Source organism: Pseudomonas sp. S2_H01 (assembly GCF_054668305.1).
Genome location: NZ_CP162756.1, coordinates 4406291 through 4423112, shown reverse-complemented (window position 1 = coordinate 4423112; position 16822 = coordinate 4406291). Strand labels below are relative to the sequence as shown.

Annotated in this window: 18 protein-coding genes and 1 pseudogene; 9 read left to right on the top strand and 10 right to left on the bottom strand. The window is 60.0% G+C overall.

Annotated elements, in window-relative coordinates:
* Positions 1-2: 2 nt before the first annotated feature.
* Genes AB4N84_RS19850 through aroC form a run of 3 tightly spaced genes read right to left on the bottom strand, consistent with a single transcriptional unit; the run spans position 3 to position 2897 of the window.
* Entirely contained in the window at positions 3-623 is a 621-nt protein-coding gene (locus tag AB4N84_RS19850) for a methylthioribulose 1-phosphate dehydratase (protein ID WP_460042770.1), read from the bottom strand.
* Positions 620-1768 carry an MFS transporter gene (locus AB4N84_RS19845; protein ID WP_460042769.1) on the bottom strand — a complete coding sequence of 383 codons (1149 nt, stop codon included), beginning with the start codon at positions 1766-1768 and terminating at the stop codon, positions 620-622. Before AB4N84_RS19845 ends, AB4N84_RS19850 begins: the two co-directional genes overlap by 4 nt.
* A 37-nt stretch (positions 1769-1805) precedes the next feature.
* Complete coding sequence (aroC, locus tag AB4N84_RS19840; protein WP_460042768.1) at positions 1806-2897, bottom strand: chorismate synthase; 1092 nt, start codon at positions 2895-2897, stop codon at positions 1806-1808.
* 130 nt (positions 2898-3027) lie between these two features.
* Here aroC and AB4N84_RS19835 point away from each other — a divergent pair, with 130 nt between their 5' ends.
* A complete protein-coding gene (locus tag AB4N84_RS19835; protein WP_460042767.1) occupies positions 3028-4023 on the top strand; it encodes an alpha/beta hydrolase in 996 nt (331 codons plus the stop codon).
* Positions 4024-4235: 212 nt separating this feature from the next.
* Positions 4236-5036, top strand: coding sequence for a hypothetical protein (locus AB4N84_RS19830; RefSeq protein ID WP_460042765.1), 801 nt, complete (start codon positions 4236-4238; stop codon positions 5034-5036).
* 120 nt (positions 5037-5156) lie between these two features.
* On the opposite strand, the gene prmB is transcribed toward AB4N84_RS19830, so the two are convergent.
* Positions 5157-6065 (bottom strand): 50S ribosomal protein L3 N(5)-glutamine methyltransferase, encoded by a 909-nt coding sequence (gene prmB, locus AB4N84_RS19825; RefSeq protein ID WP_074755167.1) that lies wholly within the window; start codon positions 6063-6065, stop codon positions 5157-5159.
* Between the two features lie 251 nt (positions 6066-6316).
* Between prmB and AB4N84_RS19820 the strand changes: the two genes are divergently transcribed.
* From AB4N84_RS19820 to AB4N84_RS19810, 3 genes are all read left to right on the top strand, one after another.
* On the top strand, positions 6317-6964 hold the full coding sequence (locus AB4N84_RS19820; protein WP_460042763.1) for a cysteine hydrolase family protein: 648 nt from the start codon (positions 6317-6319) through the stop codon (positions 6962-6964).
* 232 nt (positions 6965-7196) lie between these two features.
* Positions 7197-7517: a hypothetical protein gene (locus AB4N84_RS19815; RefSeq protein WP_074755171.1), complete on the top strand. Its 321-nt coding sequence runs from the start codon at positions 7197-7199 to the stop codon at positions 7515-7517.
* Between the two features lie 93 nt (positions 7518-7610).
* A complete protein-coding gene (locus tag AB4N84_RS19810) occupies positions 7611-8171 on the top strand; it encodes a Smr/MutS family protein (protein ID WP_460042762.1) in 561 nt (186 codons plus the stop codon).
* Positions 8172-8299: 128 nt separating this feature from the next.
* Here AB4N84_RS19810 and AB4N84_RS19805 read toward each other — a convergent pair whose 3' ends face one another.
* Positions 8300-8473 (bottom strand): hypothetical protein, encoded by a 174-nt coding sequence (locus AB4N84_RS19805; protein WP_460042760.1) that lies wholly within the window; start codon positions 8471-8473, stop codon positions 8300-8302.
* Positions 8474-9121: 648 nt separating this feature from the next.
* Between AB4N84_RS19805 and folE the strand changes: the two genes are divergently transcribed.
* Together folE and AB4N84_RS19795 are read left to right on the top strand one after the other, a co-directional pair.
* Entirely contained in the window at positions 9122-9667 is a 546-nt protein-coding gene (gene folE, locus AB4N84_RS19800) for a GTP cyclohydrolase I FolE (protein ID WP_460042759.1), read from the top strand.
* A gap of 54 nt (positions 9668-9721) precedes the next feature.
* The gene (locus tag AB4N84_RS19795) at positions 9722-10093 is read left to right on the top strand and encodes a glutathione S-transferase N-terminal domain-containing protein (protein WP_460042757.1); all 372 of its coding nucleotides are present in this window, start codon (positions 9722-9724) and stop codon (positions 10091-10093) included.
* A gap of 175 nt (positions 10094-10268) precedes the next feature.
* Here the strand turns inward: AB4N84_RS19795 and AB4N84_RS19790 are convergent, their stop codons facing one another.
* The 3 genes from AB4N84_RS19790 to AB4N84_RS19780 form a co-directional block, all read right to left on the bottom strand.
* Positions 10269-10655 carry a lysozyme inhibitor LprI family protein gene (locus AB4N84_RS19790; protein ID WP_074755184.1) on the bottom strand — a complete coding sequence of 129 codons (387 nt, stop codon included), beginning with the start codon at positions 10653-10655 and terminating at the stop codon, positions 10269-10271.
* A gap of 162 nt (positions 10656-10817) precedes the next feature.
* Positions 10818-11420, bottom strand: a complete 603-nt coding sequence (locus AB4N84_RS19785; protein WP_074755186.1) for a glutathione S-transferase family protein — start codon at positions 11418-11420, stop codon at positions 10818-10820.
* Between the two features lie 48 nt (positions 11421-11468).
* Entirely contained in the window at positions 11469-12635 is a 1167-nt protein-coding gene (locus tag AB4N84_RS19780) for an aminotransferase-like domain-containing protein (protein ID WP_460042756.1), read from the bottom strand.
* 81 nt (positions 12636-12716) lie between these two features.
* On the opposite strand from AB4N84_RS19780, the gene AB4N84_RS19775 reads away from it, so the two are divergent.
* Both AB4N84_RS19775 and AB4N84_RS19770 read left to right on the top strand, forming a co-directional pair.
* Entirely contained in the window at positions 12717-13160 is a 444-nt protein-coding gene (locus AB4N84_RS19775; RefSeq protein ID WP_460042754.1) for a MarR family transcriptional regulator, read from the top strand.
* A 743-nt stretch (positions 13161-13903) separates the two neighbouring features.
* Positions 13904-15094 carry a benzoate/H(+) symporter BenE family transporter gene (locus AB4N84_RS19770; protein ID WP_460042753.1) on the top strand — a complete coding sequence of 397 codons (1191 nt, stop codon included), beginning with the start codon at positions 13904-13906 and terminating at the stop codon, positions 15092-15094.
* Positions 15095-15240: 146 nt separating this feature from the next.
* Here the strand turns inward: AB4N84_RS19770 and AB4N84_RS19765 are convergent, their stop codons facing one another.
* Together AB4N84_RS19765 and AB4N84_RS19760 are read right to left on the bottom strand one after the other, a co-directional pair.
* On the bottom strand, positions 15241-15945 hold the full coding sequence (locus AB4N84_RS19765; protein WP_460047070.1) for a methyl-accepting chemotaxis protein: 705 nt from the start codon (positions 15943-15945) through the stop codon (positions 15241-15243).
* 204 nt (positions 15946-16149) lie between these two features.
* Positions 16150-16299, bottom strand: a pseudogene (locus AB4N84_RS19760) (hypothetical protein); the annotation flags it as partial.
* Positions 16300-16822 lie beyond the last annotated feature (523 nt).

Here is a 16822-nt window from a genome sequence, read left to right as displayed (position 1 = left end):
AATCAGGGTTGGCGATTCATGACGGCCATGGTTTTGAGTTCGCACTCGAACAGGAACTCAAACGCCTCGATCTGGCGCAAAGCATCGCTCATCTTCGCACCCCAGGTGTACAACCCGTGGCCGCGAATCAGATAACCGGCGCAATCGGGATGCTGGTCGAGCCACGGCTGAACCTTCAGGGCCAGCCGTGTGATGTCCTGATCGTTGTCGAAAATCGGCACGACCACGCGGGATTCATGGGTGACCACACCGCTGAACGCCTTCTGCAGTTCGTAATCTTCGAACACCAGACGGTCGCCCTCGGTCAGCCGCGACAGCACCGTCGCATTCACCGAATGGGTGTGCAACACCGCGCCCACTTCAGACCTGCAGCGGTAGAGCTGGGTGTGCAGCAAGGTTTCGGCGGAGGGTTTCTTGCCCGGCTCCAGGCTGTTACCGGCCAGGTCGGTGGCCAGTACATCGTCGACACCGAGCTGCCCTTTGTGTTTGCCAGAAACCGTCAGCAGCGCCTCGCTGGCCGACAGCCTTGCCGAGTAGTTGCTGCTGGTGGCGGGCGACCAGCCACGGCCATACAGAAAGCGCCCGGCTTCGATGATTTCTTGAGCCAATGATTCGCGACTCATAAGCGCTCCTCTTTCATACAGGTGGCAGCCAGAATCGCGGCAATAAACGCCGCCAGGCTGGCAATGGCGAAGGTCCAGCCAGCGCCTAGCGCATTCCAGCTGTAACCTGAATACAACGCACCCATGGCGCCGCCGGTGCCGGACAATGCGGCATAAAGCGCCTGTCCCTGGCCTTGCTGGCGGGGGCCGAAACTACGTTGCAGGAAATGTATGGCAGCGGCGTGATAACTGCCGAACGTGGCCGCATGCAGCAGCTGGGCGAATATCAATACCGACAGATGATCGGCGAAATTGCCCAGCAAAAGCCAGCGCAGAGACGCCAGCGCGAAGCTTGTGATCAAAACGTGGCGCACGCTAAAGCGCTGTAGAACCCGGCTCATGGCCATGAACATCAAGACTTCGGCGACCACACCCACGGCCCAAAGCATGCCGATGATCCCGCGACTGTAGCCAAGGTGCTCCAGGTGCAGCGTGAGGAAGGTGTAATACGGGCCGTGACTCAACTGCATCAGCGCGACGCTGATATAAAAGACCAGCACACCGGGACTCAACAGTTGCTTGAAAAAGCCTTCACCCGCCGGGCGCTGGCCAGAGGCTGGCGGCTGAGCGTTCGGCACCCACCAACTGCTGCCAACGATTCCGGCCATGATCAGCAACAAGGCCAGCGGATACGCGTCCAGGCTGAACCACTCGAACAGTCGACCCAGTCCGACCACGGTCAGGATGAAGCCTACGGAACCCCACAGGCGGATCTGGCTGTAGCGCGCGGTCTGGCCCTGAAGGTGCGCCAGCGTGATGACTTCGAATTGCGGCAACACCGCATGCCAGAAGAAGGCGTGCAGAGCCATGACCATGGCCAGCCAGGCATAGGACGTGTCGAACAGGATCAGCGAAAAACACGCCAGCGTGCACACTGCACCGAAGCGCACGATGGCCAGTCGGCGGCCCGTGTAGTCCCCGAGCCAGCCCCAGAGATTCGGCGCCACGCACCGCATCAGCATGGGAATCGCGACCAGCTCACCGATGCGCGCACTGGGAAACCCCAGATGATCGAAATACAGCGCCAGAAACGGCGCCGTGGAGCCCAGCAAGGCGAAATAGAACAGGTAGAAACTGGACAGGCGCCAGTAAGGAAGCGCTGCCACGTTCAAACGCCCGTGGCAGCGGCACCGGATGGCGGCATTACAGTTGACCCAGAACCGGCGTATTCACCCGCACGTCCATGTTCTGTCCGCGATGGCGGAGCAAATGGTCAAGCAGCACGATGGCCATCATTGCTTCGGCGATGGGCGTTGCACGGATACCGACGCAGGGGTCGTGACGGCCCTTGGTGATCACATCGACCGGGTTGCCGTCGACATCGATCGAACGGCCCGGTGTGGTGATGCTCGAGGTAGGCTTCAAGGCCAGATGGGCGACAATGGGCTGTCCGGAGGAAATACCGCCCAGGATGCCGCCGGCATTGTTGGACAGGAAGCCTTCCGGCGTCAGTTCATCGCGGTGTTCGGTGCCACGCTGGGCAACGCTGTCGAAACCGGCGCCGATTTCGATGCCTTTGACGGCGTTGATACTCATCAGCGCGTGGGCCAGCTCAGCGTCCAGGCGGTCAAAGATAGGCTCGCCGAGGCCGGGCATCACGCCATCGGCGACCACGGTGATTTTTGCCCCGACCGAATCCTGATCGCGACGCAGCTGGTCCATGTAGGCTTCCAGCTCGGGCACTTTGTCCGGGTCCGGGCTGAAGAAGGCGTTCTGCTCGACCGAGTCCCAGGTCTTGAACGGGATGTCGATAGGGCCCAGCTGACTCATGTAGCCGCGCACCGTGATGCCCTGGGTCGCCAGGTACTTTTTGGCAATGGCGCCCGCAGCGACACGCATCGCGGTTTCACGGGCAGAACTGCGACCGCCACCGCGGTAATCGCGGATGCCGTACTTGTGGTGATAGGTGTAGTCGGCGTGGGCCGGGCGGAACAGGTCCTTGATCGCCGAATAGTCCTTGGACTTCTGGTCGGTGTTGCGAATCAGCAGGCCGATGGAGGCGCCGGTGGTCTTGCCTTCGAACACGCCGGAGAGGATTTCGACCTCGTCCGCTTCCTGACGCTGCGTGGTATGGCGGCTGGTGCCGGGCTTGCGGCGGTCGAGGTCACGCTGCAAGTCTTCCAGGGACAACTCGACACCCGGCGGGCAGCCGTCGACGATAGCAACCAGCGCCGGACCATGGCTTTCGCCGGCGGTGGTGACAGAGAACAGCTTGCCGTAGGTATTGCCGGACATGCGGGAAGGCTCCGAAAAATCGTTCAAACACACGAGCCCGCCAGTATACGCAGGCTGATCGCGTGAATCACCCTCGAACCTTCTTCGATTGTCCGCATCCAATTGACACTTTATTGACGATGACCCTGCGATGCTACGTGCCATGTCCCTGATCCGCGGCTTGCTGCCGCTGCGAGTAATCGCTTTGACCCTCACACTCTTGTCTTCACTGGCCCACGCCGGCACACCGGTCGTGCTGCAGCGACCGATCACCCTCGACACCGGCACCGGCGAGCTGTTCGGCACCTTGCTGCTGCCCAAATCCAGCACCCCGGTGCCGGTGGTGCTGATCATTGCCGGGTCCGGTCCGACCGACCGCGACGGTAACAACCCCGACGGCGGTCGAAACGACAGCATGAAGCGCCTGGCGCTGATTCTGGCCAAACACAACATCGCCAGTGTTCGCTACGACAAGCGCGGCGTGGCAGCCAGTCGACCGGCGACACCGGACGAACGTAACTTGAGCATCGAAAAGTACGTGGACGATGCCGTGGCCTGGGCCGAGAAGCTCAAGGCCGACCCGCGCTTGGGTCAGTTGATCCTGATGGGGCACAGCGAGGGCGCGCTGGTGGCCACGCTGGCCGCTGAACGCGCGGGCGCGACGGCGTTGATCTCGGTCGCAGGCACCGGTCGCCCGGTCGATCAGGTGGTGCGCGAACAGCTGCAATACCGCTTGCCCCCGCCTCTGCTGGCGCGCAGTGAGGAGTTGATCGAAGAAATCAAAGCGGGCAAGACCGACGACAACGTCCCCGAGCCGTTACAGGTGGTGTTCCGCCCAAGCGTGCAGCCGTACCTGATTTCCTTGTTTCGACAAAACCCTGCGGCGGCTTTCAGCAAGCTGAAGATCCCGACCCTGATCATTCAAGGCCGTAACGACATGCAAGTTGGCGTTGGCGATGCACAATTGCTGCACAAGGCCAAACCGGACTCGCAGCTGGCGATCATCGACGGCATGAACCATGTCCTGCGCATCGTGCCGATGGACATGAAGCGTCAGCTCGCGTCCTATAAAGACCCGCAATTGCCACTGGCCAGCGAACTGTCCGATCGCATCATGAAATTCATCGATTCTGTTCCCGCTGCCTGAGGCCTGACTCAATGCATCGGTGGGAGCAAATTCATTCGCGAAGGTCTTTCTGACGCTGCTCCTGCGTCGTCTGTCCCCTTTCGCGTATGAATTCGCTCCCGCAGGTCTTCTGCGCCCATCTCCCCTTCTTTCCCTTCAGCTTCGCCGAAAACGGCCGATAGCGGGGTGCAGGCATTGTGTTGCCGAGCAATGTCGAGAACAGGACCGCCGTGATGACAGAAGCAACTATTGAGGCCGAAGCGGCCGCCCCGACCGACGCCAAAGAAGGTGACGTCGCAGCCCCCGTGCTGTGGGATGACGTGCAGGCCGAGCATTTTTCGATGCTGCGCCTGGCTCCGCTGCCCACTGACCGTGCCACCGGCGGCCGGCCGCTGCGCTTTGTCGAATTCGGGCGGGCCGAGCGCAACAGCAAGGAGTTCAGCCTGCTGCGCATGAGCTACCACTTGCCGGGCCAGAAAACCCGCAAGGAACAGAACCATCTGGACATTTGGGTCGACCACGCCAATCGCGCGGTGCGCATCGGGCCGGAGTCGGGCCTGCAGATCGAACCGTGGAACCGCGGCCTGGGCCGATTCATGGTGGCACAGGGCATTCACTGGGCACAGAAACGCTGGTCCGACTACAAAATCGCTGGCACGGCGCTTGCCAACAAGGACGCGCTTAACGAAGACACCCGCCTGCGTCGCGACCACTTTCTGAAAACGCAGGGCTTCGAGGTGGCGTATGCCGACCCTCAGCACCTCAAGGGCAGCATCAAGGATGTCAAAGTCGCCAACCTGAACAACACCTGGAACACCGATAAAGTGCAGATCGTCGAGATTCTCGACGCCGCGCACATGCTGCAACAGGCTGAACAGAAGATTCAGGAACAGGAAGTCACGATCAAGAAGGCCGAAGACAAGGTCAGTAAATACCGCCGCGACGACAGCGGGCTGCGCTTCACGATTGCGTGCCTGGTGACCTTTGCGGTGTTTCAGGCGGGACTGTTGATCTGGATTGCGACGCATCGGTAAGTCGATACCGCAAAACCTGAGGCGCCGGCTGCTGGCGAAAGCGGCCTGTCAGTTGACCTATTGAAACCTGACACTCCGCATCGCCAGCAAGCCGGCGCCTACAATGATTGGCGATGTGGCTTACACCCGCGCCGCAAACACCGCCTGATGCGCCCGGCACTGTTCAGCCGTCAGCATGAACACACCATGGCCGCCGCGCTGGAATTCCAGCCAGGCGAAGTCCACTTCCGGGTACAGCGCCTCGACGTGCACCTGGCTGTTGCCTACTTCAACGATCAACAAGCCCTTCTCGGTCAGGTGATCCGCCGCCTGCGCCAGCATGCGTCGAACCAGATTCAGGCCGTCATCACCACACGCCAGCGCCAGCTCGGGTTCATGCTGGTATTCGTCCGGCATGTCCGCGAAGTCTTCGGCATCGACATACGGTGGATTAGAAACGATCAGGTCGAAGCGTTGACCCGGCAAGCCGTCGAAGCCGTCGCCCTGTACGGTGTACACCCGCTCATCCAGGCCGTGGCGTTCAATGTTCTGGTTCGCCACTTCCAGTGCTTCGAACGACAGGTCCGCCAGCGCCACTTCGGCGTCCGGGAACACATCGGCGCAGGCGATGCCGATGCAGCCGGAACCGGTGCACAGGTCGAGGATGCGCGCAGGCTCCTGACCCAGCCAGGGTTCAAACCGGTTCTCGATCAGCTCGCCGATCGGTGAACGCGGAATCAGCACGCGTTCGTCGACAATGAACGACATTCCGCAGAACCACGCCTCGCCCAGCAGATATGCCGTCGGCACGCGGTCGTCGATACGCCGCTTGATCAAACGCTGCAGATTGACCAGTTCGTCGTCTTCCAGGTTGCAATCCAGGTAGGCGTCGGAGATTTCCCAAGGCAGGTGCAACGCGCCCAGCACCAGTTGACGGGCTTCATCCCAGGCGTTGTCGGTGCCATGACCATAAAAAAGATCTTCCCCGTGAAAGCGGCTGACGGCCCAACGGATATGATCGCGCAGGGTGCGCAGGCGGGAAGTGATCACAGCAGACTCCTTGAAAAAACGACGGGCGATTCTAGCAGCCATCCACGCAACAAACGATGCCTGAGCCCGACGGGCGTTTGACACGGAAAACTTTCCACAGCCTTTGTGTCGATTTGCAGGCAATATGACAGCAACCGCGACCTGCTCGACGGCTTGAAGCCCGGTAAAAGCGAGCCCTGTGAGCATTGAGATTCACAGAATCGCTCAGCCAGTGGACAATGTGGCAAAAGCCCCACTCGAAGGAGCCCCAGATGTCTGTTTCAAAAACCGATCCAAAAACCGATCCTAAGACGGATCCGAAGACCATGTTTCAGCTCAGTGGCCGCGAATACGCGGCGGCCACCTTGAGCAATGCCACGCTGATCATTATCGATGCCCAGAAAGAATACCTCAGTGGTCATTTGGCCCTGACCGGCGTTCAAGAGGCCATCGACAACATCGTCAAACTGGTCGACGCTGCGCGCGCCGCCAAATCACCGATCATCCATGTCCGCCATTTGGGGACCGTGGGCGGCATGTTCGATCCCCAAGGTGAACGTGGGAAGTTCGTCCCGGAGCTGATGCCCCAGGGTGATGAAATCGTCATCGAAAAGCGCCTGCCCAACGCCCTGAACGGCACCGTGACCACCGACGACCGCAAGACCCTGCACAAGCTCCTCGAGGACCTGGGCCGTCTGGACCTGGTGGTCTGCGGTTTCATGAGCCACTCCAGCGTCAGCACCACCGTGCGTGCGGCCAAGGACTACGGCTTCCGCTGCACGCTGGTTGAAGACGCCTGCGCCACCCGCGATCTGCCGACACCTACCGGCGTCATCAAGGCTGAGCTCGTTCAGCAGGCGGAGATGGCAATCATGAACGACAACTTCGCCAAGCTTGCGCTGACCAAAGACCTCATCTGACGCGACGCTCTTCATCAGGAACTGACCCATGATCCGCAGGGGTTGCCCCGCTGAGATCAATTTTCCGGCAGTTCCTGAAGAAAAAGCGTACAAATGCAGTCATCAGGCGTGTGACGCATCTCACATAACCGCCTATCTGTTAATCACTCGTGTTTGCCTTTGAGCGCTGACCAAACGGGAACCACCCCGGCATAAGCTGGTCAGAGCGCCGATACCCATAGAGGAAGTCGGGATGAAGATATCCGATGGTTTCGATGCCCGTCGCCTGCGCCCGAAAGGCCAGAGCAACTGGCGGATGCGCTTTGGCGCTGTGCTGTCCGCCTTGTTTGCAACTGCCGGCGTACTGCTTGCAATGGCCGGCATCGCCAGTCTGATTGGTCATCCGGCAGCGTTGGGTGAGCTTAACGCGAGCCCGGCCGGCGCCGTGGTCACGATTGTTGTCGGCCTGTTCCTGCTGTACATCGGGGTCTGGCTCTGGCGTCGCAGTCGTCTGCGTCGTCGCCGCGCCGGTGAGCTCAACATGTCTCCGCATCTGATGAAGAAACACGACTGACCCTCCCCGCGTCATCCGCAGCCATTTGAACGTTTTTAGTCGCGCCGAGAACGGCGTGACTTGGTTAAACTGGCGTCCTTCGCGGAGACCGACATGCAAGACGACGACTTTTCCCTGTTCAGAAGTGAGCTTCGTGGCGTCAAGCCCATCAGGACTGAACACGCCGACGTAGGCAAACCCAAACCCGACCGTAAGCATCTGGCCAAGCTGAGGCAGGCGGCGACGGTGCGTTCCGACGCGACGATTACCGTCGACGGCCTGTCCGATCAGTTCGTGATCGACGTAGGACCGGAGGACACGCTGTACTGGGCCCGCGATGGCGTTCAGGAAGGCCAGATGCGCAAACTCAAGCTGGGCCAAATCAGCTTCGAAGGCAGCCTTGACCTGCACGGCATGAGCGTGGAACTGGCGCGGGAAACCATGTGGGAGTTCCTCGCCGAGGCAGCGAAGCTGGAAGTCCGCTGCGTGCGCATCACACACGGCAAGGCGGTACGACTGGACGGCAAGCGCCCGATGATCAAAAGCCACGTCAACACCTGGTTGCGTCAACATCAACAGGTGCTGGGGTTTGCATCGTGCATCGCCAAACACGGTGGCGCCGGTGCGGTGTACGTCATGCTCAAGCGCACGATGATGGAAGGGCGCGACGAGTAAGAACGCTTAAACGAACAAACAGGAGCGCGTTTGCCCGCGATTTCAGAGTGTCAGCTATACAGGTGCGGCTGACGCACCGCGATCGCGGGCAAGCGCGCTCTTACACGGTTCATCGGGTTAGCAATTGATCAGCGCGGGCCGGGTCCACCGCCGCCACCCGGGCCGCCACCTTCGTAGTGACCACCACCGCCTCCATGCCCACCGCCGTGACCTCCACCGCCCGGCCCCCAGAAAGGCCAGCAGCCGGACATGGCTGACATGACCGCGATCACCATCGCGACTTTCGCTATACGACTCAACATGTTCATTGCTCTCTCTTAACAGCAGGCATTCATCACCTGCAACGTCTGACAGCACATCCTGTTGAAACCGCGTCGCTGTTTGGTAGCCGTAGGGTGTCGAGATTGATACGCAGCGGTCAGCAAACAAAAAGGCCGCGAAGGGAAAACACGCCCGTCGCGGCCTTTATTTGAGTCTCTTTGTGGATCAGGGCGTATCCGTTCGATCAGGCTCCCGATCAGAGGAATGAGGGTCAGCGGCGATAATAACCAGGTCCCGGGCCGTAGCCGCCCCGCCCCTCATAATAATGACCGCCATCATAATGGCGATGATCCCAACCTCCGTGACGACCCCATCCAGGGCCAAAAAAACATCCCGAAACCGACGACGTCAGGGCGATCACCAGTGCGATTTTCGCGATTCGGCTAAACATATGATTACTCTCTTCATCCGGGCATCTATCACCCATTAACTCAGACACCAAACGGACACATTTCGACATATGCACTCGGTAAAGGTTAGGTAAAGGCGCCTTTACACCGTGCCGGGCGTCGTCATGCCGCAGGTTTGTCGGTCGCCCGCCGTACACCTCCCCGCCCAGCTACGCTACTATGTGCGCCTTTGCAGGCCGACAATCCTGCGTTTTTTGAACCCACACGGAACACAACCCTGTGACACTGGAACAGAACTACACCGAGATCCTTGGTCAACTCGGCGAGGACGTCTCCCGCGAAGGCCTGCTCGACACCCCGAAACGTGCGGCCAAAGCCATGAAGTACCTTTGCCGTGGCTATGAGCAAACCCTGGAAGAAGTCACCAACGGTGCACTGTTCAGTTCTGACAACAGCGAAATGGTCGTGGTCAAGAACATCGAGCTGTATTCGCTGTGTGAACACCACCTGCTGCCCTTCATTGGCAAGGCCCATGTTGCCTACATCCCGAGCGGCAAAGTCCTCGGCCTGTCGAAGGTCGCGCGCATCGTCGACATGTTCGCCCGTCGCCTTCAGATCCAGGAAAACCTCAGCCGCCAGATCGCCGAGGCCATTCAGCAGGTCACCGGCGCGCTCGGCGTGGCCGTGGTCATTGAAGCCCAGCACATGTGCATGATGATGCGCGGCGTCGAGAAGCAGAACTCCTCGATGATCACCTCGGTGATGCTCGGTGAATTCCGCGAAAACGCGGCCACCCGCACCGAGTTCCTTAGCCTGATCAAGTGATCCGGGCGTCCTGAAAGGCCGCGACCTCAGGTCCGCGGCCGCGAGGTTTCAAGCATGTTGATGAAGGCATTGAGGGTTGGCCTGGGCCAGCTCGTTATTCTGATCGATTTCCTGACCCGCCCCGCCAAGAAAAAACGCACTCCGGACGCTCAGGCCGCCGTCGAAGCGTCGGCAAAAGACCTGACGCTGTACCAGTTCCAGGCCTGCCCGTTCTGTGTGAAGACCCGCCGCACGCTGCGCCGCCTTAACGTGCCGGTCGCCTTGCGTGATGCGAAGAACAACGAGATCGATCGTCAGACCCTGCTGACCGAAGGCGGCAAGATCAAAGTGCCTTGCCTGCGCATTGAAGAGGGCGACAAGACGGTGTGGATGTATGAGTCGAAGGTGATCATCGATTACCTGAACAAGCGTTTTTCGGCGGTTTGAATCATTCCGGACACCGCTGAATTTCAAGCCGGGCATAGACCCTGTGGGAGCGAATTCATTCGCGATTGGCCCTTATACCCGACACACAGGGTTTGTCTGGCCAATCATTCGCGAATGAATTCGCTCCCACAGGAATCATGACAGGCCATGGCATCCGCGCTGTCCGGACCTTCGGCTATTTAGGACAGCCTTCCTGCCGACACGCCACGTAGCCCTTCAACTGCTCGACCCGCACCTTGGTCTGTGCCGACAGGCATTGCGCCTGCGCCAATGGCCAGAGGCTACCGCCCTCCTCTCGCTTACCCACCTGATACTGGCAATCGGCATCGCGAAAGGCGATCCACTTCTTCTGAGCATCCTGCAGCGCTTTTTTCTGTGCCGGATTCGTCAGATAGGCCATCTGCGTCTTGTACTGTTTGTTGAGATCGGCATCCAGGGCCGCGTATTCCTTGCTCGCGCACTGGTTCATCGACGCCTGCGTAGCATCGCAATCTTCGGCTTGCGCCGAACAGCCAATGCCCAGCGCCATGAACATGCCCACCGCTATCATCATGAATCGCATCAATTACTCCCTTTTCCAGTTGATCGTCCGGCCTGAGCCAAACGGGGGCGCAGCGTAAATCAACGCCAGCGCACATGCGTTGCACACAACATTCAGACATAAAAAAACCGGTCACTGCTGCCAGGACCGGCTTTTTTATCTGTGAAGGCTCAGCCCTCGCTGTCAATCCAGCATGCCGACGTAACCCGGTTGCTGCTTGATCCGCTCCAGCCAGCGTTCGATGGCCGGGAACTGAGTCAGGTCAAAACCGCCTTGATGGGCGACATGGGTGTAGGCATAGAGCGCGATGTCCGCAATGGAAAAATGCTCGCCCACCAGGAACGGCGTGCGCTGCAGCTGCTGCTCCATGACCTTCAACGCGCGGTAACCGCGCTTGTGCAGCGACCGGTATTCGTCCATACGCGCTTCAGGCAGCCCCAGGTAGAACTGAATGAAGCGGGCCACGGCGATGGTCGGTTCATGGCTGTATTGTTCGAAAAACTGCCATTGCAGCATTTGCGTGCGCAGGCGAGGCTCGGTCAGCAGATACGGCGTGCCTTCAGCGAGGAAGTTGAGAATCGCGTTGGACTCCCACAGGCAGGTGCCGTCCTCAAGCTCCAGCACGGGAATCTTGCCGTTGGGGTTTTTCTCAAGGAACGCCTCGGTTTCGGTCTCCCCGTTCAGAATGTCCACCGGCACCCATTCGTACTGGGCGCCCAGAAGGCTCAGCATCAGTTTGATCTTGTAGCAGTTGCCCGAGTTGTAATCGCCGTAAACCTTGTACATCTGCTGCTCTCCCCTCAACCCTGCTCGGTGGTGCGTGTGCGTAATGTATCAGGCTGCATGGGCAGCCTGTGCGTGTCTGATGACAGCCGCCAGTCGCTTCAACCCTTCATCCAGTCGTGCGGGATCAATGTGGCTGAAGTTCAGGCGCAGATAACCGGGGTTGGCATCCGGGTCGGTGAAAAACGGTTCACCCGGCATAAACGCCACGTTCTGCGCCAACGCCGTGTCGAGCAGCGTACGGGTGTCGATCTTTTCCTTGAGCGTCAGCCAGAAGAACAAGCCGCCTTGCGGGCTGTTCCACTGCGCCAGATCGCTGAAATGCCGTTGCAGCGCCGCTTCGAACTGGTCTCGACGAGTACGGTAGAAGCCACGCAACTCCATCAGATGCTGCTGATAGTGATCGCTGCCGATCCACTGCAGGGCTTGCCACTGGCCCACACGGTTGGTGTGCAGGTCAGCGGACTGCTTGAGCTTTAGCAGATGCGGAAACAGGTCCGGCGTGGCAATCAGATACCCCACGCGCAGCCCCGGCATCAGGGTTTTCGACACAGTGCCGGTGTAAATCCAGCTGGCTTTCTTCAAGCGGCTGACGATCGGCTTGGCACTGGCACCATCAAACGTCAGGTCGCGATAAGGCTCGTCTTCGATCAGGGTGACGCCAAATTCATCCAGCAGCGCCGCCACGGCGTCCCGCGCTTCTTCGCTGTAGCGCACGGCCGACGGGTTCTGGAAGGTCGGGATCAAATAGGCGAACGACGGCGCATGGCGTTCCAGGCGCTGACGCAGTACGTCCAGATCAGGTCCTTCGGCGAGCAACGGAACGGTCAGGCAGTCGGCACCGAACAGCTGGAAGATTTGCAGCGCCGCGAGATAGGTCGGGCCTTCCAGCAGAATTTCCGTGCCTTTGTCGATGTACAGCTTGGCGGCCAGGTCCAGCGTCTGCTGCGAACCGCTGACAATCATCACCTGACTGGCCTCGCAGGCAATACCCAGCGCCCGGGCCTGGGCCGCGAGCGCTTCACGCAACTGCGGTTCGCCCTCACTCATACCGTACTGCCCCATGCTGCGCGGCATGTCCGACCATTCGCTCTGCGGCAACATCGCCTCGGCCGGCAGGCCACCAGCGAACGACATCATGTCCGGGCGTTGAGCGGCGGCCAGGATTTCGCGAATCAGAGAACTCTTCAAACGGGTGACGCGTTCGGAAAATGCCATGAGATCACCGCTGGCGGAAATAAATGGAAATAGGTCAAACTGGTTGACTGAAACTACGACGACAGACCCGGATACGTCAATATGCTTGACCTTAAAAACTCAGCGACGCAACAAATCGCCATGGAAGCGTTTTTCTTCGGCTATCAGGCGTTCACTGCAAAAGCCGACGAAATGCTCGATCGCCGAGGCTTGAGTCGGGTTCACCAACGCATCGTGTTTTTCATCGCCCGCTATCCGGGGCTGAGCGTGAAGGAACTGCTTGCCGTGCTGGGCGTAAGCAAACAGGCGCTGAACACCCCGCTGCGGCAGTTGATCGAGATGGAGCTGGTCCTGAGCGTCGCCCCCGAAGACGACAAACGAAAACGCCTGCTGGAGCTGACTGCCGAAGGCGCGAAATTCGAAGAGTCATTGCGCCGCGAACAGGTAAAACTGCTGCAACGGGTGTTCGCCGACGCCGGACGCGAAGCCGTGGATGGCTGGCTGGCCGTGAATCAGGCATTGGGCAATACCCTCAATCGCAGCTGAGCCTCGAAAGCACACACACGTTGTAGATGAATGATCAGATTGCACGGAAATCAGAAACGACAAATTAACCTGTAGGAGCAGTCGGAGGTTACGAGGGTCTGGGCCGCACTCGGACGAATGCGGTGGGTCAGCCCCATCTATTTCACTGACCCACCGCGTTCGCTGCCGTCTTAACCTCCGACGTCTCCTACAGGGATCTCATCTGTCCACACATCGCGCCAGATTTTGTACCGCATGGAGATTGATTGTTCCCACGCTCCGCGTCCGTCTTTCTTTGACGCAATGCGTTACCACGCGGAGCGTGGGAACGATCGAGCTCTTGCTCCTGCTTTTGATCTTCATACCGAGAAAGTCCAGACGACACAAAATGCGACTTGGGTGCAGGCTGAACGCAGGCGGGCCCACGGAGCGTCGCCGGAGTGAAGGTACCTCGACGAAGTCGAGGCCAAACCGGGAGCGGACCCTTGGTTACTTGGGGATGGTCCGGCATTCCGGTTTTCAAGTAACCCGCCGAAGGCGGAACGCTTCTGCCGTTAGGCAGAACCCAAAAAAGCAGCGCCACCACAGCCCCGATAACGTCACCACGTCTGATGTGCCATCCCTCAGCCCCTAGCATCGCGAACGCTTATAGCCTATGCCCCAACTGTGCCGATTATTGCGCACCCCGCTGTATCGCAACGAATTGTCACAACTGCGTATACGCTTGCAAACCTGCTCAACTCGCCGCCCCAGGGATAGACCGCATGACCGACGCGACCCACACGCCACTGCGCCCCCTCACCGACAGCTCGCCCTCCGCCATCGTCGCCGGCTTCATCGCCATGATGACCGGCGTCACCAGCTCCCTCGTGCTGATCTTCCAGGCAGGCCAGGCCGCCGGCCTGACCTCCGCGCAGATATCCTCCTGGATCTGGGCGCTGTTCATGGGCATGGCGATCTGCAGCATCGGCCTGTCATTGCGCTACCGCACCCCGATCACCGTCGCCTGGTCTACACCGGGCGCCGCACTGCTGATCACCAGCCTGGGACATGTCGCCTATCCCGAAGCCATCGGCGCCTTCATCACCAGCGCGATCCTGGTCTTCATCTGCGGCATCACCGGCAGCTTCGAGAAACTGGTCAAACGCCTGCCCACCTCCCTGGCAGCGGCCCTGCTGGCCGGCATTCTGTTCAAGATCGGCAGCGAAATCTTCGTCGCCGCGCAACACCGTACCGGCCTGGTGCTGGGCATGTTCTTCACGTACCTGATCGTCAAACGCTTCTCGCCACGCTACGCGGTGCTCGCCACGCTGCTGGTGGGTGTGGCGTTGTCAGCGATGCTCGGCATGTTGAATTTCAGCGGCTTTGCACTGGAAGTCGCCGTGCCGGTGTGGACCACGCCCTCGTTTTCGCTGGGCGCCACCATCAGCATCGGGATCCCGCTGTTTGTTGTCGCCATGACCTCGCAGAACATGCCGGGCATCGCCGTATTACGCGCAGACGACTATCACGTCCCTGCCTCTCCGCTGATCACCGCCACCGGCCTGATCTCGCTGGTGACGGCGCCGTTTGGGGCCCACGGCATCACGTTGGCGGCAATCAGCGCAGCGATCTGCACCGGTCCGCACGCCCATGAAGACCGCAACAAACGCTACACCGCCGCGATCTGGTGCGGGATTTTCTACGCCATTGCCGGTGTGTTCGGCGCGACGCTGGCCGCGTTGTTCGCGGCGTTCCCGAAAGAGCTGGTGCTGTCGATAGCGGCGCTGGCGTTGTTCGGTTCGATCATCAACGGGCTGACCGTGGCGATGAATGAACCCAAAGAGCGTGAGGCGGCGTTGATCACTTTCATGGTCACGGCGTCAGGGCTGACGCTGTTTTCCATCGGGTCGGCGTTCTGGGGGATTGTAGCGGGGGTGTTGACGCTGGTGATTCTTAACTATCGGAAACCCTGACTCCCCCAGATGCATACAAAACCTGTGGGAGCGAATTCATTCGCGAGACGTCGGTACAGACAACCGGAAGTCATCGTTTGAAAAAACGCATCGCGAATGAATTCGCTCCTACAAAGGTCATCCGGCGTAGGCAGTGCAACTCAGGCTCACAACCTGAAATGCCCCACCATCCCTTTCAATTCCATGCCCAGTGACGCCAGCTCAATGCTGGACGCAGCATTGCCCCGCATCGCCACGGCGGACTGATCGGCGCTGGCACGGATGCTGGTGACGCTGCGGTTGATCTCTTCGGCCACAGAGCTCTGCTCTTCGGCCGCCGCCGCGATCTGCTGGTTCATCTGCTGGATCAACGACACCGCCGCGGCAATGCTGCCCAGCGCGCTTTCGGTTTGCAGCGCGTCGCTGACGGCCAGCTTCACCAGTTCACCGCTGCTTTGAATCTGTGCCACCGACGCCTGCGCGCCACTTTGCAGGCTTGTCACCAGGCGCTCGATTTCCTCGGTCGATTGCTGGGTGCGCTTGGCCAGGGCCCGCACTTCATCCGCCACCACCGCAAAGCCCCTGCCCTGTTCGCCCGCCCGCGCGGCTTCGATGGCGGCGTTGAGGGCCAGCAGGTTGGTTTGTTCGGCAACGCTTTTGATCACCCCCAGCACCTTGCCGATGTTCTGGATCTCGGCACTGAGGTTTTCGATGCTGTGACTGGCCGAGTTGGCCGAGGTCGCCAGTTGCTCGATGCGCTGCATGCTCTGACGCACCACTGCCTGACCGCTGTCGACCTTGGTGTCGGCGGTCTGCGCGGCCAGGGCGGCTTCCTCGGCATTGCGCGCAACGTCGTGCACGGTCGCCGTCATCTGGTTCATGGCCGTGGCCACTTGTTCGGTTTCTACTTTCTGGGAGCTGACTTCCAGGTTGGTCTGCTCGGTGACGGCCGACAAGGAATGCGCCGAGCTCGCCAGTTGTTCGATCCCCGCTTGCAGACCGCTGACGATCCCGCTCAACCCTGCGCCCATCTGCTGCATGGCCTGCATCAACTGACCAATCTCATCCTTGCGCGTGACCTGTACAGTGCCGCTCAGGTCGCCGGCGGCAATGCGCTGGGCGATGGCAATGACGCTGCGCAGTGGCGCAACAATGATCCGGGTAATGACGAACGAAGCGATCAGGCCGACGATCAACGCCAGCACCGAGGAACCAATGATCTTCATCGAGTTGGCCTGCAGCTCGCCCATCATCGACTGATCTTCCGCGTCATACGCCTGATTCACTTGCTGCACGACGGTTTTGGCGTTGGCAGCCAGTTGCTGGGAAACCTTGGCCTCGTCGGCCAGCAGGCCGGTGTACTCGTTGAGCTTATCGCCGAAGTTGGTGATGTGCCCGCTGACCTCGGTCAATACCGTGAGGTAGCCGGGATCCTTGATCACGCCCTTGAGTTGCTCGGCAGACTCTTGCGCTTGCACTGCCTGTTCAATTTTGCCGGTTTTGGCCTCTTCGCCTGAACCGGTCTTGCGGCTCTTGTCCAGGCGCACGCGGGCCTCGTCCATGGCCTGCATCATCAATTTGGAAATCTGGCTGACCTGGGCCGATTGCTCGATGAACTCCGAGCCTTGCTGGCCTTGGGAATCCTTCAGCGTATAGGCGCCGTCGTCGGCAAGGCCGGCCTGCAATACGTCGAGGTTGTTGGCAACGCTGGACACCGACCAGCTGGCCATTTCCAGTGCCAGGTCCTTG

What these genes read in the sequence shown, in the direction of transcription:
- AB4N84_RS19775 (WP_460042754.1), top strand. Translation starts at nt 12,717, where the DNA reads ATGCTTGACCTTAAAAACTCAGCGACGCAACAAATCGCCATGGAAGCG.
- aroC (WP_460042768.1), bottom strand. Translation starts at nt 2,897, where the DNA reads ATGTCCGGCAATACCTACGGCAAGCTGTTCTCTGTCACCACCGCCGGC.
- AB4N84_RS19835 (WP_460042767.1), top strand. Translation starts at nt 3,028, where the DNA reads ATGCTACGTGCCATGTCCCTGATCCGCGGCTTGCTGCCGCTGCGAGTA.
- AB4N84_RS19785 (WP_074755186.1), bottom strand. Translation starts at nt 11,420, where the DNA reads ATGTACAAGGTTTACGGCGATTACAACTCGGGCAACTGCTACAAGATC.
- AB4N84_RS19790 (WP_074755184.1), bottom strand. Translation starts at nt 10,655, where the DNA reads ATGCGATTCATGATGATAGCGGTGGGCATGTTCATGGCGCTGGGCATT.
- AB4N84_RS19815 (WP_074755171.1), top strand. Translation starts at nt 7,197, where the DNA reads ATGAAGATATCCGATGGTTTCGATGCCCGTCGCCTGCGCCCGAAAGGC.
- AB4N84_RS19820 (WP_460042763.1), top strand. Translation starts at nt 6,317, where the DNA reads ATGTCTGTTTCAAAAACCGATCCAAAAACCGATCCTAAGACGGATCCG.
- AB4N84_RS19765 (WP_460047070.1), bottom strand. Translation starts at nt 15,945, where the DNA reads ATGACGGCGACCGTGCACGACGTTGCGCGCAATGCCGAGGAAGCCGCC.
- AB4N84_RS19810 (WP_460042762.1), top strand. Translation starts at nt 7,611, where the DNA reads ATGCAAGACGACGACTTTTCCCTGTTCAGAAGTGAGCTTCGTGGCGTC.
- AB4N84_RS19830 (WP_460042765.1), top strand. Translation starts at nt 4,236, where the DNA reads ATGACAGAAGCAACTATTGAGGCCGAAGCGGCCGCCCCGACCGACGCC.
- AB4N84_RS19850 (WP_460042770.1), bottom strand. Translation starts at nt 623, where the DNA reads ATGAGTCGCGAATCATTGGCTCAAGAAATCATCGAAGCCGGGCGCTTT.
- AB4N84_RS19795 (WP_460042757.1), top strand. Translation starts at nt 9,722, where the DNA reads ATGTTGATGAAGGCATTGAGGGTTGGCCTGGGCCAGCTCGTTATTCTG.
- AB4N84_RS19780 (WP_460042756.1), bottom strand. Translation starts at nt 12,635, where the DNA reads ATGGCATTTTCCGAACGCGTCACCCGTTTGAAGAGTTCTCTGATTCGC.
- AB4N84_RS19770 (WP_460042753.1), top strand. Translation starts at nt 13,904, where the DNA reads ATGACCGACGCGACCCACACGCCACTGCGCCCCCTCACCGACAGCTCG.
- AB4N84_RS19805 (WP_460042760.1), bottom strand. Translation starts at nt 8,473, where the DNA reads ATGTTGAGTCGTATAGCGAAAGTCGCGATGGTGATCGCGGTCATGTCA.